We start from the raw sequence: 24,808 nt of genomic DNA, 5'->3' as shown, positions 1-24,808 counted from the left end.
CAGCACTGCCTTAACCAAACTAAACTCCGACAGGAGCGGCAGCCCCGAATGCAATGAGGGCTATAGCGGATGGCGGGGCTATCTTTGCCGATGATGCGATTGGCCGTGCTTTTCAAAAAATAAAATTTTAGTTGCTCTGCCTGTATAAGGTATTTTAGATTACATGAGAGCAAAATAGGCTCCTGCTTACGGGTTACGAGGCTCGCACCAGCACTGGGCCGATGAAATAAAAATTCTTATTGATTATTTCTTGTAAAACTATCCATTACTTCCATCACTTTTATACCTTCTTCGCCGGGACAGGGATTGATTGTGCTGCTACCGTTAAAGTATTGTACAACCAGGTCGATCATGGGTTGCTGGATATGTTCGGGAGAAGGGAAGTGAAATGTTTCTTCTTTTTCTCCCTGGGTTAGTGTGCAGCTGAAGCTGTGAAACGAGAATTTGATTTTACCTGATGTGCCGGTTATTTCGCATTCATCTTTGCTTATTCCTTCGGGCGAATTAAAATGCCACAGTCCTTTACATACAATCTGGTTATTAAACGCGACAATTCCCGAAACCACATCGTCTGCCTGGTATAGCTTGCCCTGGTTTGCCGGGTAGCCGGCAGCATAAACCGGATCGCCGAACAGGTATAACAAAATGTCGATATGGTGGGGCGCCATATCGTGAAACAAGCCTCCGCCAGAAACTGCCGGATCAACACGCCAGTTAGTCCCAGAATTAGCCATCAGCTCAGATTGCGCTGGTTGTATAAAGTCAATATTCACAAAAAGAATCCGCCCGATTTGTTGCAGCAGTTCCTTTATTTTGATAAACATGGGCAGCGCCCGCCGGTAATGTGCCACGGTAAGCTTGGTATTATATCGTTCTGACGCTTCAACCATGCGCCTGCATGCTACGCTGTTAAGCGCCATCGGTTTTTCAACATATACCGGTTTGTTTGCCTGGAGTGCAGCAATAGTGAGCTCTTCGTGATTTAAGGGCGGCGTAGCCACATAAATGGCATTAACATCAGGGTCGTTGATCAGTTGCAGTGCATCGGTATAATATTTACCAACACCGTGTCGCTGAGCATAATCGCGGGCTTTTTCAGCATCACGCCGCATCACGGCAACCAATTTAGAGTTTGGAACCTTGTTAAATGCCGGTCCGCTTTTTTTCTCAGTTACATCGCCGCAGCCAATAATGCCCCAGTTAATTGTGTTCATTAGTGATTGGTTGTTAGTTGGTTAGTTATTCGTCTTTAGTTGTTAGAGTACTCACCCCAATATCTGAAACTGGTATTGAGTATTGAGTATTGAGTATTGAGTAATGGGTAATGGGTATTGTGTATTGAGCCTTACGCCCTAAACCTTCCACCTTTTGCCTCTATCTTGTATATTGCCTTACGCCTTCCACCGTTAAATCCTCCGCCTTTCTACTCGGGAATCACCAGCTCTGTATCCGGCAGTAAATTGTTAATGGTGCTGCCATGTGGAATTTCCCACCAGAACCGGCCGCGGGCTTTTTCAGTATTGCCGGTTTCGTTCATGGTTTCAGCATCGTACAATCGGCCGTTAGCCATGACATATTCAATTTTTTCGCTGTTGCGGATGTCGGATAACGGGTTTGCTTTTAGTACAACCAGATCGGCCAGCTTACCCGGCTCTAATGAGCCGAGCTCTTTGCCCATACCCAGGTATTGCGCCCCGTTCAGTGTGGCGCAGCGTATAGCCTGCAACGGCGACATACCGCCCTGAACCAGCATCCAGAGTTCCCAATGTGCGCCCAGGCCCTGCAATTGCCCATGCGAACCCAGGTTTACTTTTGTGCCGCCACCGGCTATTTGCTTCACTGCCCGCGATACATCAATATGGCCGTAATCACCGTATTCAGACGTTGTTCTTCTGCGTGAACGGGCGTCTATCACCTGACGGGGAGTAAAATTCAGCAGATGGTCGTTTTCCCAAACGTTGGTTCTGTCGTACCAAAAGTTTTCTCCATGCTGCGCTCCCTTACTTACAATGAGCATAGGCGTATAGCCCACCTTGCTTTCGTTCCATAATGATTGTACATCCTTATAAACCGGTACAACCGGGGTGTTACGTTCAATACCGGTATTGCCGTCAAGTATCATGCTCATATCGGCGAAAAAGGATGAACCGCCTTCGGGCATCACATTCATTTTAAACTCACGTGCAGCCTGGATAAGCTGTTGACGTTGATCGCGGCGGGGCTGGCTGGCTGATGTTACAGAAAAAATGCCAAGGGCTTTTAACCGGCGTAGCTGCGACCGGGCATCGTCGAGGCTGTTGATCCCCGCTTGAGGGTCAGCGTCCGGCTCGTCCAGAATTGTTCCTGCGGCATACACTCTCGGCCCTCTCACTATTCCCGCTCTAATCATTTCTGCCTGGCTGATGCTCATTTCTGCGTTGCCCGAAAAATCCTGTGAGGTAGTTACTCCAAAGGCCAGGTTGGCCAAATAATTCCAATCCTGCTGTGGCGAAATACCGCCGGTATTGGCCTGTAGGTTTGCATGCACATCTACAATGCCCGGCATAATGGTTTTGCCACGGACATCCACCACTTTAGCATCTTCGGGGATGGTTACCTGCTTTGATGGCCCCACGGCAATGATCCGGTTACGTTCTATCACGATGCTGCCGTCCTGGATCACTTCATCGCCTTTCATGGTAATGATCCGGGCGTTGGTGAATGCAATTTTGCCTTCGGGATTATCGGCAGGCAATTTCAAGCCGATGTCGATACCATCTGTTTCCTGTGGCGGGAGCTTATCGGGAGCTCCCTCGGCAAAAGCAAAGGAGTTCTTGATCTCACGTGAAAAATATTGCGAACCCAGCACCCACATTAATTTTTTGCTGTCTTTGCTCCAGTGCAGGCAGGAACCGGCATCGCGGCTCACGCGGCTTAATGGCAATGATTTGTTAGACGACGATAGTTCCTGTGGTTTGCCGATGGTAACCATCGGTGTGATGTAAACATTGAATAGCTCATTAAATGCGATCCATTTCTGATCCGGGCTGGGCACAAAACGAGTAGCATACTCGGATGAATAGTGGGTGCGTATTGAGCCGCCATTCAGATCCATGCTTTTAAAAACCTTTTTCTTCCCTTCGGTGGTCTGGAAGAATATGCGACTGTCGTTGCTTGAAAATACCGGGTATTGCCCGTCCTCAGTTAGCTTAACCGGTGTGCCGCCGGTTGCCGGTATCAGGTAAATTCCCGGATTCTTTCCGAAGGCAAACCCCAGGGTAATATTGCCCGTACCTTTGCGGTAAACAATTTTATCACCCTTATTGGAGAAAGAAGGCGAATAATAAAAACCTCTGTCGGAAGTAAGAATGCTGCTTGTTCCGGTTTTTAAATCTATTCTGTTGATGCTTCCCTTAGTTTCATCGTTCCAGCTTACGTAGACCAGCGAAGCGCCGTCGGGGCTGAAAGCAGGATCATATTCCAAATCTGCAGATGTAGTGATGCGCTGCGGTTTTCCGTTCGGCAGATCTTTTATATAAATGTGTCCCGCAGCATTAAAAGCCACTTTTTTACCATCGGGCGAGGTGGTTAGCTGCCGTATCATTTTCACCTCGAATTCATCCTGGAAGGCTTTTTGATCGAAATGCAGCGACTCGGCCAAAGTTTGTTGTGAGTTTACCTCGAACGGAATGACAGTACTTTCGAGGGTTGTAATATCCAGCTTGCGGATCTTACCTTTGGCATAGAAAATAATATATTGGGCATCAGGCGTCCATCCAAAATTAGGATACACACCAAATGTAGCCGCAGATTCCTGCAGGTCATGCGACAGATCGTCGTACACAGACCATTCTTCGCCGGTTTTTAAATTCTGTAAATAAAGCACTGACTTGAGCCTGACACGTTTTACGAAAGCCAGGTATTTGCCATCCGGCGAGGGCTGCGGACGGGAGGCGCCGCCTTGTCCTCCGGCAACGGTTATGATCTCCCCGGTTTCGCGGTTCAGACGTTTGATAACATAAAGCTCCCCATTGGGGTCTTTATTATACGTTGAATTGGTGCTTGTATTTTCGCTGAAATAGATATACTTTCCCTTGGGCGATACGGCCGGCTCACCGGCGCCCTGTTGGTCGTTTTTTCGTTTAATGAGTTGTATGCCGGCTCCGTCGCCCGAAATATGGTACATCCATATTTCTCCTGCACCCAAAGGCTGCATATTGGTAAAATTTTTACAGGCCACCAGGTACTGGTTGTCGGTTGCCCATACCGCGTTCTGCTGCAAGCTATAGTTTTCTGATGTTACGGCATGTTTATCGCTGCCATCAGCATTCATCACCCAGATGTTATTGGCGCCGTCTTTATCGCTGGTATAGGAGATGTGCTTGCCGTCGGGGCTGAATCGCGGTTGAACTTCACAGGCCATACCTCCTGCCAGGATAGTAGCTTTACCGCCGCTAACGGGCATTTTGTAGATATCGCCCAACAGGTCAAAAACCAACTCCTTGCCGTCAGGACTTACATCCAGGTTCATCCAGGTTCCTTCGTTGGTGGTAATGGAAACCGTTTTTAACGAACCCGACGGTTTCTCAACATTCCATTTATTTTGTGCGTATAGGCTGGTGAAGAGTGTGGCAAAAAGGACTGAAGCAAGTGTTTTTTTCATGATATGCAGGGTAAACATAGCTTAAAACTTGCAAATATAACGGCATATTGTCAAGAATACTATTTTTGAGGATTAATAGAGGATTACACAGATTGATAGGATTACACAGATTGGGGGGATTACACGAATTCTTTAGATTAGCATTCGATTTCCATTTTTTAACTTTTAATTTTTTGCCCTGTGACTATCCATCAGATATTACAACATTACTGGAAGCATGCCGCGTTCAGGCCATTGCAGGAAGATGTGATAGAGTCTGTTCTGGCTGGTCACGATACGCTTGCGCTGATGCCGACCGGCGGGGGAAAGTCGCTGTGCTTCCAGGTTCCTGCAATGGCAAAGCCGGGTATCTGTTTGGTGGTGTCGCCGCTTATTGCCCTGATGAAAGACCAGGTAGAGAACCTGCGTTCGCGGGGAATTAATGCCCTGGCGATTGTTTCGGGCATGGGAAAACGGGAAGTGGATATTGCCCTGGACAATTGCATTTACGGCCCGGTAAAATTCCTGTATTTATCGCCCGAGAGGCTGCTCTCTGAATTGGTGCAGACACGGATCAGGCACATGAATGTAAATCTCATTGCGGTTGACGAGGCGCATTGCATATCGCAATGGGGATATGATTTTCGTCCGCCTTACCTGCACCTGGCCGATTTGCGGCAGCTGCACCCCGAAGTGCCCGTGCTGGCGTTAACAGCCACGGCAACGCAGCGTGTGGTGGAAGATATTCAGCAGAAGCTGGCTTTTCGGGAATCCAGGGTTTTTCGTAAAAGTTTTGCACGGGATAACCTGGCATATATGGTTGTTAACGAGGAAGATAAGTTTAAGAAGCTTATCGCGATAGCAAAAAAGAATAAAGGCAGCGGAATTGTGTATGTACGTAACCGTCGCGAAACGCAGGAAGTAGCCCGTTTGCTGAACCGCGAAGGCATTCGTGCCGACTTTTACCATGCCGGGTTGGAGAACACCCTTCGCAGCGCCCGGCAGGAGAGCTGGAAGTTGAATGCTATCCAGGTGATGGTTGCCACTAATGCGTTTGGTATGGGCATTGATAAGCCCGATGTGCGTTTCGTGGTACACCTGGATTTACCCGAGAGCCTGGAAGCCTATTACCAGGAAGCCGGTAGGGCTGGGCGTGATGAAAAGAAGGCCTTTGCCGTGCTGCTGTATAACCGGTCTGATAAATTGCAGCTGCAGAAAAAATTTGAGCTGAGCTTTCCGTCAATAGATGAGATTAAGAATGTTTACCAGCAGCTGGGTAACTATTTTCAGCTGGCTTATGGGGCGGGTGAGGGGCTTACGCTTGATTTTGACATTGCGGAATTTTGTAACCGCTTTAAGCTGGATGCCATAAAAACGCTTAATGCCCTGAAATTCCTGGAGCACGATGAATATATTAGCATCAGCGAAAGCGTTTACCTGCCGTCGCGGGTCATGATTACGGTTTCTGCCGAGGATTTATACCGGTTCCAGATTGAGAACCAGGGCTTTGATCAATTTATAAAAGTCCTGCTGCGTTCTTATGGTGGTATGTTTGATCAGTTTGTACCCATCCGCGAAAGCGATATTGCCCGGCGTACAGGGCAGAATATGATACAGGTGGCAGAAGCGCTGAAACGCCTGGAGCAACTGGAATTGCTAAGCTACAAGGCGCAAACAGATAAGCCGCAGCTGCAATTTATCAGGCCCCGTACCGATATTACCAGTTTGTATATTGACCGGCAGTATATTGAGGAGCGCAGGCAGGTGATGAAACAGCAAATAGATGCTGCCATAAAATATGCCGAAAGTAATAGCTGTCGCAGCCGGTTATTGCTGGCGTATTTTGATGAGCCTGATGCCCCGAAGTGTGGGATTTGTGATGTTTGCCTGGCCGAGAAATATAAAAACGATGCAGCAGACCGGATCGATACCATTCTGAACCAGGTATTGCAATTGTTATCGGGCAACCATTTATTGCTTGATGACCTGATCGCCCAGACAGAAATGGGAACCGAAAAAGAGAAATTGGATGTTATCCGCAACCTGCTGGACGCCGGTAAGATCAAAACAGATGGCAAGTATTATTATATATAATTATCGGCTAAAAAGCCGATAATAGTCAGTTATCGGCTTTTTAGCCGATAATATTGTTTTATTGGTTTTTTTGCCGATATTTAACCAATAACGTGGCCATTATCTTTTAATTTACTCAATGATAGCAATTATAACAGGCGATATCGTTAATTCAAGACAGGTTGCTGACACTAAGAAATGGTTGTCCGTTTTAAAATCTGCCCTGAACATTATTGATAAAAACAACTGGGAAATATATCGTGGCGACAGCTTTCAGTTAAAAACCCGTGTGGAGGATGCCTTAATGCAGGCTATTTACATTAAAACCTGCATTAAAACCATTAAAGATCTGGATATACGCATTGCTATCGGGATAGGCAAGCAAGAGTACGAGGCCGAAAAGGTAAGCTATTCCAATGGCGAGGCATTTATATTTTCGGGCGATACCCTCGAAATGTTAAAAAAAGAAAAAGTAAACCTGGCCATTCAGTCGCCGTCAGCTGACTTTAACGAAGAAATAAATGTGGCTATCCGGCTGGCATTAACGTTTATGGACGGCTGGAGCGTGGTTACAGCCGGTATTGTAAAGGCTGCCTTAGAAAACTCCAGCTTATCGCAGCAGGAACTGGCCGCAAAGATTGGTAAAACGCAATCGTCTGTTAGTGAAGCCCTGAAACGTGCCCACTTTGCAGAAGTTAAGGAACTGGATGCGCTTTACCGCAAAAAGGTGATGCAACTGGATAGTAAGTGAAAATTAAGGGAGCGAGTATCCCTGTTTTCGGCATTTTGGCTTTAAACTTTCAACTTAACAGTATGGATGTTATTTTACTGAAGTTATTAACCGCACATTTTATCGGCGATTTCCTGTTACAGCCCGATAGCTGGGTGATAGAAAAGGAAACCAAAAAACTGCGCTCAGTAAAGCTGTATAAGCATATCGCTGTGCATGCCCTTACTATGCTGCTGCTTTTATGGAACCAGCACTGGGGCTGGCAAATACTCATTATAAGCGGCCTGCACCTGGTAACCGACAGTATGAAACTTGTTTTCCAGAAGCCGCACACCAAGCGGGCATGGTTTTTTATTGACCAGGCGGTGCACTTATTGGTAATTGTTTTAGTATGGTATTTGTCGTTAAGGCCATCCCTGGATTTTTCTTTCTGGGTTGCACCTAAGTTTTGGCTGCTGCTGTTGGCGCTCATCTTGCTAACCATACCTGCCGGCACGGCCATAAAAATTGCCGTTGCCAGGTGGACACCGCAGATCAGCTCGCTGAAAAATGCGGGCAAATACATTGGTATAGCTGAGCGCTTACTGATTTTTGCTTTTATTTATACCAACAATTGGGAAGGTATCGGCTTTTTACTGGCGGCAAAGTCCATTTTCAGGTTCGGCGAACTAAAGGAAGCTAACGACTTGAAACTTACCGAGTATGTGTTAGTTGGTACATTGCTGAGCTTTGGAGTAGCTATTGAAATAACCATCATCACTAAACGTTTGATAGTGCTATTGTAATGTAGGATTTTTCAGGCGGGGTCATAAAGATTTTTACACAAAGCCTACAGAATAGCAATTTAACAATTCAACAATCCTTGCTTATTTAACTTCCGGTCTTCCCGACTATGAACCATAAGCCATGAATTATGAAACCACAGACTATACGGCCTTATCCAGCTTTCCCAGCAAACCGAAGATGCCGCCGGTATGCAGAGCCAATATCGTTTCACCGGGTTTGAAGTAATCTTTTTGTGCGAGGTCATATATCGCGTAAAGCATTTTACCGGTATAAATGGGGTCGATCAAAATGCCGGTTTGGGATGTAAAGCGCCTGATAAAATCCATTAGCTCCGGGGTGGTTTTAGCATAGCCGCCAAAGTGATAATTTTCGTGGAACAGGAAATTGTCGGGCCGGTTAATATAGCTGTTCATAGCGCTTTTCAGGAAGCCGGCGCCTTTAAGCACAGGCACAATATGTAATTGCGTATTTGCCTGACGGGCTGTTAAGCCATTGCTCAATCCCGCGGCGGTTGTTCCTGTTCCGGCTGCACAGAACAGGTGGCTGAACGGTTGCTGCAGTTCATCAATAATTTCAGCGCATCCCTGTACCGCTTCCGCGGAAGCGCCGCCTTCATCAATAAAAAAAGCGGAAGTATTATCAGCGAAATACGTTTGAAACAGGCTCGGCTTATCGCGGTAGCTCTCGCGACTGGTGAAACGCAGCTCCATGCCGAATAAACGGCACAAATCCAATACGGGATTGGTCACCGTTTCACCGCGGACAAAGGCAGTTGTTTTGAACTTGAATGTAGCTCCCGCACAAGCCGTGGCCAGTAAGTGGTTAGACCATGCACCACCAAAAGTCACGAGGTGATTTTTTTGCTGATTTTCAGCCTTTTGCAACAGGTGTTTCAGTTTACGCCACTTGTTTCCCGAGATGAACGGATGAATACAGTCGTCACGTTTAATAAACAGGCGGATGCTCTTCCGGGCAAATAGCTCATCGTAGATTTCCTCTACCGGGCTGTATATCGTAAAATGTTGCATGCGCTGTAAAAATAAACAACAAAAATTTATGCTTGGTATCGTCCGTATGTATACACGTCAGGTTAATTTTATATAGCCAGTTAACAATTATATGCGTATGTTCGCGGTCATAGTGAGGATGTTCCACAGGTAAACCAAAGAGAGATAAAAACATGAAAAAGCTAATTGCAGCAATCAACATGACGGTTGACGGGATTTGCGACCATACAGCAGGGGTGCCTGATGAAGAAATACATCAGCATTATACAGAATTATTGGGTCAGGGAGACGCTATTTTATATGGTAGAACAACGTATCAACTGATGGAGTTTTGGCGAACGTTTTTAGAAAATCCTTCGGAAGAAAAATCAATGAACGACTTTGCTATGGCAATTGACAAAATTCCAAAAATTGTTTTCTCCCATACGCTGAAAAATGTAGATTGGAAGAGTGCAAGATTATCAAACAGGAGCCTTGAAGAAGAGGTTTTAGCGCTCAAACAGTCCCCAGATGGTGGGAGTAAAGACATTTTTGTTGGCAGCCCGGGCTTGATTGTAGCGTTAACGAAGCTTAATTTAATTGACGAATACCAGCTTTGCGTTCATCCTGTTATAGCAGGAAGCGGTTTGCCGTTATTTAAAAACATCAGCGACAGAATTGTTCTTAAGCTTATAAAGACTAAAACATTTAGTGGAGGTGCGATAATACTTTACTATAAACCGGCAACTAAAGAAGAATGAACCGCTAAGTCTATCTATCCGTCAATGGTCAGACAAGGTGCGCTTTCATTTGCCTGGTAGTGATGGCCGCAGGATAAATTTCCATTTTATCACGCGGAGCCCGCAATGTATGATTCTTTGTGCTAAAGTGAAGTACCTTAGCGTTCTTTGCATGAATGCTTTTAGTGTATCTGGTGATGCCAGAATCTTACAAACCTTGCCCATAAAAATGTAATACTTCCGTGGGCATTCCCGGTAATTTTGTACCCGTTAAGTAATTAACCGGAAAAATAATGTACAAGATTTTATCAGGCCGGATAGGTCATATCATCGTATTCCTGGCTTTCCTGATAGGGTATAACCAGGTCAAGGCCCAGCATCACACGAACGGCCAGTCGCTATATACCTGCCCGATGCACCCGGAAGTAACCTCGGATAAACCCGGAAAATGCCCCAAGTGCGGTATGAAGCTGGAAAAGACAGTACATGCCGGACATCACGAGGAAGAGCATCAGCATCTTCCGGCAGCGGTATTTGACAGGGGAAATAACCAAACGTATAAACCGTTCAGCAACTTTGCCGTACCGGTTGCTAAACCAACGCCGGCGGATGCCCCGGTACCGGTAACTGTTTCTAATTCCGAAGCGGATATTCAAAATAAGCCCGTAGAAGCTGCCCGTGCCGGAATACATTTCCCTAAGGGAACCATTGGCGCTAAAACTGTACGCTATGATTTATATGTTACCGATTCAACGGTGAACTATACCGGCAAAAAACGCAAGGGTATCGCGGTAAACGGCAGCATTCCGGCGCCAACGCTGGTGTTTACGGTAGGTGATACCGCTTTGATATACGTGCATAACAACGCCGATGAACCCACTGCGGTACACTGGCATGGCGTGTTTCTGTCTAACCGGATGGATGGCGTGCCTTATCTTACCCAAATGCCCATAGCGCCGCATACCACGTACGTGTATAAATTCCCTGTGGTACAGGATGGTACGTATTGGTATCACAGTCATTTCTCCCTGCAGGAACAGATCGGTTTGTATGGCGCCCTGATTTTTAATAAACGGACAGAGCCGGATATTCCCACAATCCCGGTGGTGCTAAGCGACTGGAGCGATATGAAGCCCAAAGAAATCGACCGCAGCTTGCATGCGGCGACCGATTGGTTCGCTATCCGGAAAAAGGCTACGCAAAGCTATTCAGAAGCGATAAAAGCCGGCCGGTTAGGTGTAAAGTTAACCAACGAATGGAAGCGTATGACGGCTATGGACGTAAGCGATGTGTACTATGAGCGCTTCCTGCTCAACGGGCTTCCTCGAACAGATGTTGCCGGCTTTAAGGCGGGAGAAAAAGTGCGCCTGCGGCTGGTGAATGGCGGTGCATCCACCTATTTCTGGTTAACGTATTCCGACGGGAAGATAACGGTCATTGCCAACGATGGCAATGATGTAGCGCCCGTTGATGTCGACCGCTTGCTGATTGCTCCCTCAGAAACGTACGATGTAGTGGTTCGGCTTCCGCAGGATAAAAAATATGAGTTCCTGGCTACCGCCGAAGACCGCACCGGTTATGCGTCCTTATGGTTAGGAGATGGGGAAGAAGTTCCCGCCATGAAGCTGCCCCGCCTTAATTATTTTGAGGGGATGCAGATGATGAACGACATGATGAAGCTAAACGGCGATATGAAGCCGATGGGCCATAAGATGTCGTTGCAGAAAATGGATATGAATACAGTGATGTATCCTGAAATGGATGGGAAATCCGCGAAGGATATGATGACCCTGAACTACACCATGCTGAAATCTGTGGATAAAACCACACTGCCTCAGGGCAACTGGAAAGAACTGAAATTTGAGCTGACCGGAAACATGAACCGATATGTATGGACACTGGATAATAAAACGGTTTCAGAATCAGATAAAATACTGATTAAACAAGGCGAGAATATCCGCATTATCCTGTACAACAATTCCATGATGCGGCATCCCATGCATTTACATGGACATGATTTCAGGCTGTTAAACAAATATGGCGATTATTCACCCTTGAAAAATGTAGTGGATATTATGCCAATGGAAACCGATACGCTGGAATTTGCGGCTTCTGAAAGCGGCGACTGGTTTTTTCACTGCCATATTCTGTATCACATGATGAGTGGTATGGGTCGCGTATTCAGTTACGAGAATAGTCCGGCCAACCCTGAAATTCATCATCCGGCTATGGCCTATAAGATGCTGAAGATGGATGACCGGATGTTTCATTTAATGGGCGAAGCCGGTTTGCAATCCAACGGCAGCGACGGGCAATTGATGTACTCAAACACCCGCTGGCAATTTGCACAGCTATGGCACCTGGGACTTAATGCCAGGCATGGCTACGAAAGCGAAACTACCGTTGGCCGTTACCTCGGTAAAATGCAATGGCTGATGCCATATATAGGCTTTGATTACCATTACAAAAAAGCGGGAAACACGGGGGACAATATTTTTGGCAGCGAAGAAAGGAATATGTTCGGGCAAACCAGTAACCGCAGCAGCCGGAAAACGGTCATCGCCGGTTTTGCCTACACGTTGCCCTGGCTGGTAGTCGCCGATGCACGGGTGGATGGTAACGGGAAAGTCCGTTTCCAGTTAGGCCGGGAAGATATCCCGTTAACACCACGCTTGCGACTGGATTTTATGGTCAATACAGATAAGGAATATATGCTGGGCTCTAAATATGTGTTAGCCAAGTATTGGTCGCTGGGAGCGCATTACGACAGCGATATGGGGCTTGGCGGAGGAATTGTATTCACGTACTAAGAGAGGCAGAAAGGGTAGAGGGCAGGAAGGTAGAAGGTTTAAGGCTAAAGGCAGAAAGCTTAAAGGCAGAAAGCTTAAAGCGAAAAGCACGGGTATAACAAAATAGCACTATTAAACTCCCTCTTCCGCCAGCTGGCGGAGTTGGGGAGAGGCTAAGCAAGAACATAGAAGCAAGAGACAAGACAAATAGCACGACCCTGCTCCCCTTAAGCTCGACGGGATTTGCAATCCCGTCGCTAATAAATAAGGATTTGTAATCCTGTCTGTATCCCAATACGTTCAGATAAAGATTAACTATTTCAAACTTCTGATAATACCGGCCAGCTCCTGCTGGATGTGTAAGGTTTTATCTTTAGCATACCAGCCTTGCAGCAACTCCACGGCTTTTTCAATCGTGAGATTTTTGTCCTGTTTCCAGTGGTTCAGGTATAGATCCTGCAATACTGCCGGGCGTGGGCCCCAGGTTGCCGCTACCTGCCAGTCGTTGTTTATAAACAGCAATTTAGGAATTGCTTTGCTGCCATTGGTAAGATATTGCGCTATCAGCTCCGGGTATTTATCACGCGGTATACAGCGTAAATTGATTTTACCAGCCGAAGCCTTAGCCATAGCGTTCATCACCGGAACATTTTGCGCTGCATCGCCGCACCAGCCCTCGGTAATAACCAATGCTGTATAATTCGAGCTTAAACCCGCTAAAGCCGAAAGCAGGTCATCCTGTAATACTACCGTTTTATCGAGCCGGTTCATCCGGATAACATTCATTTTATAATAAGGTAAATACTGCTTTTCCTGTTCGGTAAAGTTGTCGCTGTTCTGCGATAAGAAATTATCAATTGATGCACGATATTCGGGATAATTTAAAGCATACTGCTCAGCATATTGACGGTAATCCATGTGTGTAATATTTATTCGCCAAAAGTAATAGCCAGGCAATGAACAAAGCTCCTATTCGTGTCATATTATGCCTTTAGCTTTTAACTTTCAACTCCTGTCAATAGGTTGCTTTTATCCGTTCCGATTCTTCCAGGTAGGTAGTCCACAATTTAGCGCCTTCAATATTATGACCGATACGCGGCCGTGCTATGATGGGCGATTCCGTACCACCGGATGTAATGAACCTTCTTAACTGGTTGTACGGCCGGTGAAGGTTGAATGGAGAACCGGATGATTTTATCCATGTTTCCCGGTACCATTGTTCGAAGGGCGGCCGTTCTGCCCTCAATATCTCTGTTTCCAGTTGCTCAAGCGGTGGCATGGCAGCCATAATAAAATCCCAGGTGCTTTTTTTATCAGGAGCCAAAAGCGCCTGTATAAGCACCTGTGCCGCCTGGGTTGGCCGGTAATCCACTAATAAACCAAAGGCTACATGCTCAAAGAAGAACTGTTTTTGTTGCAGGTTCAGTTTCCTGTAAATGCTGTCGATCAGCTCAAAGGTCTTCCGGTATTTGGCTTCCCGTGTTTTCAGCATAGCGATATTTTCCGGTTCCGGCCGGGTATAGGACTGGCCGTTCAACTTTTTATAGAGCTTTTCCAATACCGATTCAACCATCACCGAACCATAATACACCTGCTCAGACCGGCTGATCAGGTCATAGTAATTGCGGTAGGCCAGGACAACTTCCTGTACCGCCGGGCCAAAATATTCATTGGCCCACCAGCGTATATAAGCTTCTGCCGGGTTGTCCGGTTGGAGCGCCTCGTTAGCATTTGATGCAATATTTGCTATCATACGGGCCTCCATCACATGCTCGCGAAGCTCGGAGACATTGACCAGCAAAAATTCTGTAGCACCGGCATGGATGATGTCTTTAAACTGTCCGGCAACGCGATAGGGCGAGATAACATGCGGGCCTTGTTTGGTTGGCTTTCCGCCGAAGTAGGCCAGGTGATAATATACACCGTGCTTCCACTTGCCGGGATTGTCGGGCAAACCCCGCATAATTCCGTCGTTATCATCGGGCCAAACCAGGATAACATCTTCGGGAATATCGAAATCTTCGGGGTGGTTCCTGAACTTATCCAGCATTTCGGTATACAACGTAAAATGAAATACCGGTGCCTGGATTGACGATGCCACATCTTTTACCGTTTTTACCTGGGCGTCAATAGCCTCCCTGAACACTTTGGCCTGTTCTTTTTCGGATGTACCTTTTGGAAATTCGTACGCGTGGTCATCTGTTCCGCGTAAGCCTACCGGCCAGATGGCCTGAATATCTTTATTTTCCTCTACGCCGCCACGCCAGTATTTGATCATGTTTCCCTTACTCTTAAACCAGTCCCAGTCGGTGCTTACGCCCCGGCGCTTGGCCAGGAAAAAGCGCTCAATGCCGAACGGGTTGGATAGCAGGATGTCGTAATGGTGCGAGGTGTAGAATAATCCCCAGTCGCTGGCGCATTTTTGCACTTCGTAACGCCGGTGTACCCGCACGTAAGGTGCAACCATATTCATGCGCAAACGCAATGCCGTTTCAAAAAAACGCTGATACCATTCCAACGGCACATCGCCAATGCGTAACGGATAACCATAGCGGTCGAACGGGCGGGGCAGCACATCTTCATCATCGTGAAAGAAGCCGCGGTATTTAATGGTTGGCGGCGGGGCATAGAAATCCGTTTTCTTTAATACCAGGTTTTCATTGTGCCGCGGCCGGAATCCTGTCCAGAGGTACAGCGGATCAATACCCAGGCGTTCGCTTAACGTGTAGGCAGCGTAGGCTGTTCCCCGGAAATCAGAACCGATCAGGTAAACGGTATTGTCATTCGTTATCACACGGAAGGCTTCCCATTTGCCGGTCAGGTCACCGGTTGGCACAGTGGCGGGAAGTTCCCCGTTTCCTATGGTTATCAGCCTGATACAGGTCTTCCCCTGAGCAGCCTGCCGGTTAATTGGAGGACGGTAACCGCTGATGTTTTCTATATCGGCAGCCAGGAATTTTGCCGCTTGTTTTACCGCGGTATTTTCTTCATCGGCAACAATGATTTCGCATCCCTGTAACGGGATATCGCCTGCTTCCGCTTGGCCATACCGCACCCAGGAACCGCGTAAGGTGGATGCGTTTTCCTGGTAGTTTTCGGAATTTGCCGTGTAAAATGACGAGGGTTCAGCTTGTGTACCGGCAAAAAACTGCGGCAAATCCACAGCTATCAGCCCCATGGCTGCCGAACATCTTTTAATGAAACTTTTACGCGATACCTTGTTATTCATATCTTATAACTTATTGCGGAGTCAGTGTAACCAATGCTACCGAATTCCGTTCCAGCGTTAAAGGTACACCAACCGAGGCACTATAATCAAATGCTTCATCGCTTAAAGCGGTCAGGTTCTTTTGGGTGGAATTGTTAAAGTAATTGTTGTTTTTAGAATCGATAAGGTAAACCGTACGCCGTATTTTGCCGGTGAACATGGACTGCGGGATATTTTTGATCATGATATTGCCGCTTTGATCTGCCACTGCATTGGTGAAGTTGTAATTCCATACTAAAACGGCGATCCCCTTGTTATTTCCTATAGCAGCCATCGCATTAATACCTAATCCTTTACTATCTAACGCCCTGGTAAGTGTGGCCTGTATGCGGTTGCCGCGTACCGAAAGCTCACTGCTGCATATCAGGGCATTGCCATAAGGATAAGTATAGGCGTTGGTGAGGTCGGCAAATTCGCTTTTGCGTTTAATATCGCCATGATAAACGGCCCAGTTAAATACACGGCTTATGCCGCTATCGTACAAATTGTACAGCTTGGCAAACTGACCTGCAGGCTGTGCGGTAACGGCATCGGCCTCTGTCCATGCAGATGGAATGTAAGAACCGCCGTAAATGCCCAGCTCGGTAACGAAAATGGGAACTTTGGGCACGCCGTAGCTGGTCATCAGGTTCTCGATCTGGGTCTTATCATTCGCAATGGATTTCGGATTATCGTTCTCAGTATAACAGTGAAAACAGAAGAAGTCCAGGTGTTTATCCGGATCAGTATCTGCGGCATACCTGGCCAGGAACTGGCTGGTATACGGCAGCATGGCACTGAATGTGGTGGTACTGGTAAACGGCCCGTTACTTACCAGTATGCGGTTATTTCCTGTCAGGTTAAGTGCTGCATTGGCTGCTGCGATGCCTTTGTAATAATCCTTGTATACGGTGTAATAGGTGTCAATAGCATCTCCGTTATAATCGGGCTCATTGCCAACCTGGATGTATTTGATTTTCGGGAACTTCGTTTTATAATAAACAACGGTGTTTTTAACAAAATTCTGGTAGGCGGTTCCGGCTGCCGGCATCGGGCTGGATGCGGTTCCGTTGTATGCGCTCATGCAGACCAGCAGTGAATCTGATACCGATGAATAAAATGAAAGTGCGTCTTCAACCGCAACACCGCTGCCATCGTATTTATAATTATAACCTTTATTATATACATACCGTAGCTGTATCCACACGCGTACTACCTTGTGGTGAAGCCCTTGCAATAACGTTTGCGCTTTGGTACCTGGTAAAGGACTTGTTGTAGAGGTGGTGTTGGCTTGCTCAAAGCGGTAAAGCGTTCCCTGCGATTGGTTGCAATCTACCGTAACGGCTATATTGCCCAGGTTGGAATTGGCTCCGCCGTCTGCTACCGGTGGATCTTCGGGCTTGGTTGGCGGTGGTTGCGTTTCTCCGGGCGAGCTTTTTTTGCCGCATGCCGCAACAGCTATTATTAAGGAAAGGAAAATACACTGCGTTAAAAATCTGACTTGTCTCATGATCGTATCGTTTGATGATTAATACTCAAAAGCGCCAATTGAGGGTTTCGACGGTTTATTTATTGCCCGTTGGTCTAAATCGAAGGCATAATCTAAAGCTACGCCGTTACCGGCCGCCGGACTGCTTTTTTTGATATGGAAATTCCGGTTGGCTGCATCCACAAACTGCGGGTCGGCTATCCGGTCGTTTTTACCGGGCGGGATACCAATAGGATCGGGATTGCCAGGCGAAAAATAAAGATTGTGGTCATGAACCTGTTCGCCCACATAAGTACGCTTATGCCCTTCGGGTTTAACGTATGGGCCGAATACATGGATATCCTTCGTGAAAACAAAAATGTTGTTCCGTACGGTAAATCGGGTGGCATCGTGGTTAAATGTCCAGAAAATATAGCGATCAACATTCGGTTCCCGTGTACGGATAACGGTATTGTTATAAATGTTCACTTTCATAGAGCCGCCGCCAATAAACTGGTTGCGGTCGTCGCTTAAATTATAGGCTACTGTAATGCTATCGACATTGCGGGCGGCAATTTCCAGAAAACCGTGATTATTAACAGAGGTATTATGGTGTATATTCACATTGCTGGCTTTAAAATCATCGTCAACACCATCTAATTCGATAACGCCGCCGTCTGAACCATAAGGGCCGCCGTAAGCGCCGTAATTTTCTACCCGGTTAAAGCATATCTCGTTGTTCCCTCTTACCACCATAATGGCTATCGGGCCCCAGGAATAGGCCATCATAACACTGGCATCGTGCAGGTAATTCCGGGTGATCAGGCTGTGCGTGCTCTTTACCTTGATGCCCACCGGTGTATGAAAAAACTCGCAGTTCTTTACCACGTGGTGATGTGTGCCTGTTGCCAGGTAGATAGCTCCCATTTTCTGCACGTTTTTGGTTGTCTTATCCGATCCGGGAGGATTGGTGTTATCGTGAAAATACAATCCGTCGATAACAATATAATTGCCCTGTATACGGAAAATATTGCCGTTTAAAACATTCCAGTCGGGATTGGTGAACGATGGGGCAGGGCCGGCGCCATATTTCAGGAACAATGGTGTGAGTTCAGTGCGGGGTGTTTTTAATACCACATCTGCGCCCAGACTGTAGCTGGAAAAAACAATAGGTTTCTCCGGGCTGCCTGAACTGTTGAAAACAAATCCGCCTGTATAACTGGTTCCCCGGGCAAACAAAATACTGTCGCCGGGCATAAACGTATTTTTTTCAAGATTGACCAAACTTTTCCAGGCAAGCTCCCCGGTGTTTCCGGGATTATTATCATTACCGGTACGGCTGTTAATATAATAATTAGCGGCGTAGCCTGGTAAAGCGAACAGTAGGGAAATACAACAGGTTAAACGGTACACAGAAGAAATACTATTCGTCATTTTGTGGCGGATAATTGGCTTTTATAAACTGCTAAATTAGCAGACCGCTTACAGAAAAGGGCGGTAATATCGTGCAAAAATGCAGGCGGATTGTATCGGGGCGATATTATGGCTTCCTGCTGCTGTGCCCTTGCTATGAAAATTACTTTTCAATCCTGGCTGTAATCAGCCTCCGGGTCTAATGCATAAGCCGTTTCGTGCTTTGCTTCCGACATCACAAAAAAACTCTGGAGAGTCCCGATATCGGGAAGGCAAGACAGCTTATTCATCAGGAATTCATGATAGGCCTCCATATCCCTGATGGCAATACGGAGGATAAAGTCGAAAGCCCCGGTCATGTGATAACATTCCATTACCTCATCAAATTTGATGACCTCGGTTTCAAATGCCTTGAGGATAGCCTGCGATTGTACCTTTAGCTGTACATGTGTATAGGCAATCAGTTTCCTGTTTATCTTCCGCGGGTCAAGTATGGCTACATAGCGTTTAATGTAGCCGTGCTTTTGCAGGCGTTTGATCCGTTCAAATACCGGTGTAATAGATTTGTTCAATATGCCGGCTATTTCTTTATTGGTTAACCGGGCATCATTTTGCAGCAGGTTAAGAATACGGATATCGGTTGCATCTAATTTAAGCGCCATAAGGGAAAAATTTTCTTGTATTAAAACAATTCTACAGTTATTGAAGAATAAACGTACTATAATTTAATAGTATATTGATATAATTTTCCAAATATGTTTAACTATATGGATTAATAATCTAATAATAACGACCTTTATATGATATTTTATCCGATTGTTAAAGTAAACTGCTGCATTGAGGGAGCGCTATGGAACGCAGGCTGTTATTGCTGCGGATATGACTGAAACTTCTAACTATGATAAATTAATAACAGGAGTTATGCAAAGCGAATATTTGTCGGTATTTGATATGTTTAAGATAGGCGTAGGGCCATCCAGTTCGCATACGCTCGGGCCATGGAATGCAGCGAGGCAGTTTGCCGGCAATCTGGAGCAAAAAGGCTTGCTTCAGGATGTTAAGTCTGTATTGGTGCAGCTTTACGGATCATTGGCAAAAACCGGCCGGGGGCATGCTACAGACTGGGCCGTTGTGCTGGGCCTGTCGGGATACGATCCTGTACACATTGATACTGCGTTGATACCCGCGATCATTGATAAGGTACAAACAAACCAGCAGCTGAAGCTGAATGATAAGGGCTATATCGGTTTTGATATGGCGCATGATATCCGGTTTAATTGCCGGGAAGCATTGCCTTATCATCCCAATGCCCTGACGTTTATTGCTGATATGGCCGAACAAGGCCAGTATAGCGAAACCTGGTATTCGGTGGGCGGTGGTTTTATCGTCCGTGAAGGCGGGCAATTAGCAGAGGAGCACGGTGAAAAAGCACCCTGCCCTATAAATAATGCTGCAGATTTGTTGCGTTGGTGCACTGCCAGGCAGGAGCATATCTGGCAGGTGGTTTTAGAAAATGAAAACAGCCGGAATAGCCTGGAAGATGTGGAACGTAAGCTGCTGGCCATTTACCGGGTAATGCAGGATTGCATATACCGGGGCTGCCATACGCCGGGGATATTACCGGGCGGACTGCATGTAAAACGCCGGGCGTATGATATGAATCAAAGGCTTATTGCCGGCAAAGAATATACAGATTACGACAGTTGGTTTCAGGCTATCCGAAACGGAGGGAAGGAGTTTGCCTATATCCTGGAGTGGGTAAGCTGCTTTGCATTGGCCGTTAACGAAGAAAATGCCTCGCTGGGAAGGGTTGTTACAGCTCCCACCAATGGCTCGGCAGGTGTGATACCTGCCGTATTGCATTATTTTGTGGTATTTTGTGATGACAATTATCCCGAAAAAATTATCCGCTTTTTGCTTACTGCGGGCGAAATTGGCAGTATCTTTAAAAAAGGTGCAACCATATCGGCAGCACAGGGAGGCTGCCAGGCTGAGATCGGCGTTTCTTCGGCTATGGCGGCAGCCGGGCTTACTGCTGTGCTTGGAGGAACACCCCAACAATGTTTAATGGCTGCCGAAATAGCGATGGAGCATCACCTGGGAATGACCTGTGACCCGGTTGCCGGCCTGGTGCAGGTGCCCTGCATCGAGCGTAACACCATGGGAGCCATAAAGGCTATTGCGGCTGCTCAACTGGCCCTGACAGGAGATCCGGGCGCTGCAAAAGTTTCGCTGGATGATGTGGTAAAAACAATGTGGGAGACCGCCAGGGACATGGATTCACGATACAAGGAAACCGCCGAGGGCGGTCTGGCCGTAAACATTCCGGTTAGCCTGAGCGAATGTTAGGCAGCTTGAGGCTTAAAGTAGAAAGTTTAAGGTTTAAAGCATAGATAGGGAAAGTGTAAGTGCCTTGAAAATGTAATTCAGATGGTCAGGGTTTTGTTTCGTTCACTTTTCAGCTTTCAGCTCCCGGCTTCGCTTAAGGGCTTGTTTCAGATCCGCTTTTTCATCGAATATCGATGTCCAGAGTTCCCCTTTTTCTTTCAGCCTGTCGGCGATATTGAACAACGTGTAATCGCTGATCTTGAGATCGTGGTTTACTTCATCCCAGCTTAACGGTGCTGAAACCGTTGCGCCGGGCTTGGGCCGCACCGAATAGGGGGCAGCAATGGTTTGTCCGCGACGATTTTGCAGGAAATCGAGATAGATCTTGTTTTTTCGTTTTGACGGACTGCGTTCAAGGCTGGTAATATCGGGAAATTGATCGTGTACCAGCTGTCCGATATATTGGATAAAGGATTTGGTCGTATCGTAATCATAGCGGGCGCCTACATGAATAAAAATATGCAGTCCCCGCGACCCGGACGTTTTAATATAGGGTTTTATGCCCATACCGGTGAGAATGTCCTTAATAGCCAGCGCCACGTCAATCACCTGGGTAAAATCGGGCACATTATTAGGGTCGAGATCCATAACGGCAAATACCGGGTTCTCCGGCTTTTTATAGGTGCTTAGCCAGGGATTGATCTCAATACAGCCCAGGTTTACCATCCACAGCAGGGTTGCCAGGTCATTGCATATCAGGTAATCGATATCCTTATCATTGCTTTCCGAATAAATAGGAACCGATTTTATCCAACCGGGAACCTGGTCGGTATCCAGGTCTTTTTGAAAGAACGACGGGCCGTTTATCCCGTTAGGATGCCTGTTTAATGATAAAGGGCGGTCTTTGAGCCAAGGCAGAATATAAGCCGATATGTTGCGGTAATAGTCAATAAGCTGCCCTTTGCTGATGTGTTCTTTTTCCCAATACAGTTTATTCAGATGCGTTAGCTTTAGCTTTTTATTGCCAATTTTTTCTTCCCTGGTGTCTTCCATGATATGATTTTTTGAATTATCTGCCGGTAGCTCCTGCACCACTTCCTCGCGGGATTTATCGTTACGTAAACCTTTAAATACCGGGTGCCGGAGGTGCTTATCTGCGGTCCATTCCGAATACATTACCTCGCAAACCAGCTCAGGCTTAAGCCAGGTTGCATCTTTTTCGCGATGTACCTTTTGGCTAACCGGTTTGTGGTTACTTCGCAGCTTCTGCATGCGGGCATACACATCCTTTAACGACGTTGAATCAAAGCCTGTGCCGCAATTGCCAATGTAAACCAGCTCGTTTTTGTCATACATACCCAGCACCAGCGATCCGAAATAATGACGGCTGCCTTCGGGCTTGGTATAGCCGATAATGATGGCTTCCTGCGAATTTTGAAGCTTGAATTTCTGCCAGTTGTCAGACCGCTTGCCGCTGAGGTAGATACTTTGGGCATTTTTGGCGATAATGCCTTCCCAACCCTTGCTGGATGCATCGGCAAAAAGTTTTTTACCCTTTTCCTTTACATGATCGAGATACACGATGGCCGGATCAGCATATCCTGAAAGCAGGGTTTTTAGCAGCTCTTTGCGTTGTATAAGCGGCATATCGCGTAGATCGTGGCCATTAAGCGCCAGCAGGTCAAACGCGTAGCATTTCAGTGTGAAGGCTTTTTTATTCTGCTCATAATTCTGCAGGTTCTGGAAATAGCTTTTTTGCTGCCGGTCTTCGGCCACCACTTCGCCGTCAATCACCGCTTCTTCCTGTATCTGCTCAAGCGCCTGCATAACGGGCTTATATTTTTTTGAATAATCAATTCCCTTGCGGGAAATAATTCGCGGATTTGTTCCGCTGTAAAGCAATACCCGGTAACCGTCTAATTTGCGTTCGTATATCCAGTTGGCATCGTCAAAAACGTGGTCTGATAATTTAGCCAGCATCGGACTGAAATCTTCGTTTGGTGGCTCTTTTTCAGGCAATTCGGCTACTGCCTCAGAAAGCCTGCGACTTTTGGTTGCAGATGCTTTTTTACGTTCAATGCCTTTTTTCTTTACCGATTCCGGAACCAGGTCTTCGCTGTTAAAGTTCCCGTTTACGGCATACTCATCATTGTGCTTGATCAGCAGCCAGGCGTTATCTTCGGCCGATTTGAGCTTGACCAATGCAAATTCGCCTTTTAAAATATGACCGTGCAGCCTGAACTTCAGGTTACCGCTGTATAACTCCCTGCGTAATTCTTTCTCGCCCGCCTTTTTGTCCAGGGGCTCATACGTGCCTTCGTCAAAGATGCTTACCACGCCGGCGCCGTAGTTCCCTTCGGGGATAATGCCCTCAAAGGTACGGTAGCTGTAGGGGTGATCTTCAACCATCATGGCCAGCCGTTTATCTTTAGGGTTAAGTGAAGGCCCTTTGGGCACAGCCCAGCTTTTCAGCACGCCATCCATCTCCAGCCTGAAATCGTAGTGTAAATGTGAGGCGTGATGACGCTGTACCACAAATCGCAGTTGGCCTTTCGTGGTTTTCCTGCCTGATTTTGGTTCGGAGGTTCGCTCAAAGTTCCGTTTTTCGATGTATTTTTTCAGGCTCATGATAAGTACATCGCGTTAAGCGCCTTTTTTGTTCAGACTTTGCATCAGTTGTTCGTACAGGTTGTCTCCCGTTGTTTTTTTCGGTTTCAGCTTTTTGATGGTCGGACGTTTGCCTTTAGCCTTCGCTTTGATAATTTTCAGCAGTTCGTCATGGTATTCGTCCTTAAACCTATGAATGTCAAACTTAGCGCTGTACTGGTCAATCAGCGCCATGCCAACATCCAGCTCTTTTCTGGTTACATTAATATTATCGGGCGTTAGTATATCTTCGGTAGAGCGTATCTCTTCGGCAAAACGTATTTTGGTAACGGTTATCACGTTATTCAGCGGATGAATGATGCACAGGTTTTCGGTGTTGCGCAGAACAAAGCGGGCCAGTCCGGCTTTTTTTGATTTCTGCAATGCTTTGAGCAGCAGGGCGTACGCTTTTCTGCCCTGTGTTTCCGGCTCAGAATAATACGATGTCTCGAAATAGATCGGGTTAATTTCGTCCAGTTCCACAAAATTCTCCAGTTCTATCATTTTGGTTTTTTCGGGAGCGGCATCCTCAAAATCCTCCTCTTCAAGAATAACATACTCGTCATTCAGCATATAACCTTTCACAATTTTATCATACGGAACTTCCTTATGAGTTCGCTCATTTACCCGCTGGTACCGTATGCGCTCATGGTCGCGGCTGTCGAGCATGTCCAATTCAAGCGTACTGTTTTGCACAGCCGAATACAATTTTATAGGGATGTTAACCAATCCAAAACCAATGGAACCTTTCCAGATTGACCTCATAGCATGCTGTTTTAAAATTTAAGCTTTATTCAATCTTAACCTCAACCTTAGCCTTAACCTTAACCTCAATTTGTTAATAACCAGCATAAAACCGATATAGTTTTATATTTTACCTTTAAGAGCCTGTTTAAATTTCATTGGTAAATGCTTTTTATTGCTGCCGGTGGAGACACCGGCAGCGGCCGAGGCCATGGCTAACCAAAAAGTTCTCATCAT

General features: G+C 46.5%; 16 protein-coding genes. 6 read left to right on the top strand and 10 right to left on the bottom strand.

Going from position 1 to position 24,808, the window contains the following annotated elements; genetic code table 11:
- Positions 1-236 precede the first annotated feature (236 nt).
- Together FW774_RS07550 and FW774_RS07545 are read right to left on the bottom strand one after the other, a co-directional pair.
- Complete coding sequence (locus FW774_RS07550) at positions 237-1,214, bottom strand: Gfo/Idh/MocA family protein (protein ID WP_149347561.1); 978 nt, start codon at positions 1,212-1,214, stop codon at positions 237-239.
- A gap of 209 nt (positions 1,215-1,423) precedes the next feature.
- A complete protein-coding gene (locus tag FW774_RS07545) occupies positions 1,424-4,642 on the bottom strand; it encodes an amidohydrolase family protein (RefSeq protein WP_149347560.1) in 3,219 nt (1,072 codons plus the stop codon).
- 180 nt (positions 4,643-4,822) lie between these two features.
- On the opposite strand from FW774_RS07545, the gene FW774_RS07540 reads away from it, so the two are divergent.
- The 3 genes from FW774_RS07540 (at position 4,823) to FW774_RS07530 (ending at position 8,209) form a co-directional block, all read left to right on the top strand.
- Positions 4,823-6,715, top strand: coding sequence for an ATP-dependent DNA helicase RecQ (locus tag FW774_RS07540; RefSeq protein ID WP_149347559.1), 1,893 nt, complete (start codon positions 4,823-4,825; stop codon positions 6,713-6,715).
- A 118-nt stretch (positions 6,716-6,833) separates the two neighbouring features.
- The gene (locus tag FW774_RS07535) at positions 6,834-7,445 is read left to right on the top strand and encodes a SatD family protein (RefSeq protein WP_149347558.1); all 612 of its coding nucleotides are present in this window, start codon (positions 6,834-6,836) and stop codon (positions 7,443-7,445) included.
- A 62-nt stretch (positions 7,446-7,507) separates the two neighbouring features.
- Positions 7,508-8,209 (top strand): DUF3307 domain-containing protein, encoded by a 702-nt coding sequence (locus FW774_RS07530; RefSeq protein WP_149347557.1) that lies wholly within the window; start codon positions 7,508-7,510, stop codon positions 8,207-8,209.
- 141 nt (positions 8,210-8,350) lie between these two features.
- On the opposite strand, the gene FW774_RS07525 is transcribed toward FW774_RS07530, so the two are convergent.
- Entirely contained in the window at positions 8,351-9,238 is an 888-nt protein-coding gene (locus FW774_RS07525) for a 1-aminocyclopropane-1-carboxylate deaminase/D-cysteine desulfhydrase (protein WP_149347556.1), read from the bottom strand.
- Between the two features lie 152 nt (positions 9,239-9,390).
- On the opposite strand from FW774_RS07525, the gene FW774_RS07520 reads away from it, so the two are divergent.
- Positions 9,391-9,957, top strand: coding sequence for a dihydrofolate reductase family protein (locus FW774_RS07520; protein ID WP_149347555.1), 567 nt, complete (start codon positions 9,391-9,393; stop codon positions 9,955-9,957).
- Between the two features lie 272 nt (positions 9,958-10,229).
- The gene (locus FW774_RS07515) at positions 10,230-12,746 is read left to right on the top strand and encodes a multicopper oxidase domain-containing protein (protein ID WP_242457760.1); all 2,517 of its coding nucleotides are present in this window, start codon (positions 10,230-10,232) and stop codon (positions 12,744-12,746) included.
- Positions 12,747-13,040: 294 nt separating this feature from the next.
- Here the strand turns inward: FW774_RS07515 and FW774_RS07510 are convergent, their stop codons facing one another.
- The 5 genes from FW774_RS07510 to FW774_RS07490 all read right to left on the bottom strand — a co-directional run bounded on the left by FW774_RS07510 (position 13,041) and on the right by FW774_RS07490 (position 19,515).
- Complete coding sequence (locus tag FW774_RS07510) at positions 13,041-13,643, bottom strand: thioredoxin family protein (RefSeq protein ID WP_149347554.1); 603 nt, start codon at positions 13,641-13,643, stop codon at positions 13,041-13,043.
- 97 nt (positions 13,644-13,740) lie between these two features.
- Positions 13,741-15,954 (bottom strand): glycosyl hydrolase 115 family protein, encoded by a 2,214-nt coding sequence (locus FW774_RS07505; RefSeq protein ID WP_149347553.1) that lies wholly within the window; start codon positions 15,952-15,954, stop codon positions 13,741-13,743.
- 10 nt (positions 15,955-15,964) lie between these two features.
- Positions 15,965-17,482: a glycosyl hydrolase gene (locus FW774_RS07500; protein ID WP_149347552.1), complete on the bottom strand. Its 1,518-nt coding sequence runs from the start codon at positions 17,480-17,482 to the stop codon at positions 15,965-15,967.
- A gap of 18 nt (positions 17,483-17,500) precedes the next feature.
- Positions 17,501-18,874 (bottom strand): hypothetical protein, encoded by a 1,374-nt coding sequence (locus tag FW774_RS07495; RefSeq protein ID WP_149347551.1) that lies wholly within the window; start codon positions 18,872-18,874, stop codon positions 17,501-17,503.
- Between the two features lie 149 nt (positions 18,875-19,023).
- Complete coding sequence (locus FW774_RS07490) at positions 19,024-19,515, bottom strand: Lrp/AsnC family transcriptional regulator (protein ID WP_149347550.1); 492 nt, start codon at positions 19,513-19,515, stop codon at positions 19,024-19,026.
- Between the two features lie 259 nt (positions 19,516-19,774).
- On the opposite strand from FW774_RS07490, the gene FW774_RS07485 reads away from it, so the two are divergent.
- Positions 19,775-21,202 (top strand): L-serine ammonia-lyase, encoded by a 1,428-nt coding sequence (locus FW774_RS07485; RefSeq protein WP_149347549.1) that lies wholly within the window; start codon positions 19,775-19,777, stop codon positions 21,200-21,202.
- 102 nt (positions 21,203-21,304) lie between these two features.
- On the opposite strand, the gene ligD is transcribed toward FW774_RS07485, so the two are convergent.
- A complete protein-coding gene (gene ligD, locus FW774_RS07480) occupies positions 21,305-23,809 on the bottom strand; it encodes a DNA ligase D (protein WP_149347548.1) in 2,505 nt (834 codons plus the stop codon).
- Between the two features lie 15 nt (positions 23,810-23,824).
- Positions 23,825-24,592: a Ku protein gene (locus tag FW774_RS07475; protein ID WP_149347547.1), complete on the bottom strand. Its 768-nt coding sequence runs from the start codon at positions 24,590-24,592 to the stop codon at positions 23,825-23,827.
- Between the last annotated feature and the right edge of the window lie 216 nt (positions 24,593-24,808).

Origin of the sequence: Pedobacter sp. BS3, assembly GCF_008274585.1 — a bacterium.
Taxonomy (GTDB): Bacteria; Bacteroidota; Bacteroidia; order Sphingobacteriales; family Sphingobacteriaceae; genus Hufsiella_A.
Note: the sequence above shows the minus strand (reverse complement) of the source record. Positions and strands in the feature narration are given on the sequence as shown.

Bases quoted from the DNA above. Each gene is read 5' to 3' on its own strand.
- FW774_RS07550 (WP_149347561.1), bottom strand. From the start codon at position 1,214: ATGAACACAATTAACTGGGGCATTATTGGCTGCGGCGATGTAACTGAG.
- FW774_RS07545 (WP_149347560.1), bottom strand. From the start codon at position 4,642: ATGAAAAAAACACTTGCTTCAGTCCTTTTTGCCACACTCTTCACCAGC.
- FW774_RS07535 (WP_149347558.1), top strand. From the start codon at position 6,834: ATGATAGCAATTATAACAGGCGATATCGTTAATTCAAGACAGGTTGCT.
- FW774_RS07530 (WP_149347557.1), top strand. From the start codon at position 7,508: ATGGATGTTATTTTACTGAAGTTATTAACCGCACATTTTATCGGCGAT.
- FW774_RS07525 (WP_149347556.1), bottom strand. From the start codon at position 9,238: ATGCAACATTTTACGATATACAGCCCGGTAGAGGAAATCTACGATGAG.
- FW774_RS07520 (WP_149347555.1), top strand. From the start codon at position 9,391: ATGAAAAAGCTAATTGCAGCAATCAACATGACGGTTGACGGGATTTGC.
- FW774_RS07515 (WP_242457760.1), top strand. From the start codon at position 10,230: ATGTACAAGATTTTATCAGGCCGGATAGGTCATATCATCGTATTCCTG.
- FW774_RS07510 (WP_149347554.1), bottom strand. From the start codon at position 13,643: ATGGATTACCGTCAATATGCTGAGCAGTATGCTTTAAATTATCCCGAA.
- FW774_RS07505 (WP_149347553.1), bottom strand. From the start codon at position 15,954: ATGAATAACAAGGTATCGCGTAAAAGTTTCATTAAAAGATGTTCGGCA.
- FW774_RS07500 (WP_149347552.1), bottom strand. From the start codon at position 17,482: ATGAGACAAGTCAGATTTTTAACGCAGTGTATTTTCCTTTCCTTAATA.
- FW774_RS07495 (WP_149347551.1), bottom strand. From the start codon at position 18,874: ATGACGAATAGTATTTCTTCTGTGTACCGTTTAACCTGTTGTATTTCC.
- FW774_RS07490 (WP_149347550.1), bottom strand. From the start codon at position 19,515: ATGGCGCTTAAATTAGATGCAACCGATATCCGTATTCTTAACCTGCTG.
- FW774_RS07485 (WP_149347549.1), top strand. From the start codon at position 19,775: ATGCAAAGCGAATATTTGTCGGTATTTGATATGTTTAAGATAGGCGTA.
- ligD (WP_149347548.1), bottom strand. From the start codon at position 23,809: ATGAGCCTGAAAAAATACATCGAAAAACGGAACTTTGAGCGAACCTCC.
- FW774_RS07475 (WP_149347547.1), bottom strand. From the start codon at position 24,592: ATGAGGTCAATCTGGAAAGGTTCCATTGGTTTTGGATTGGTTAACATC.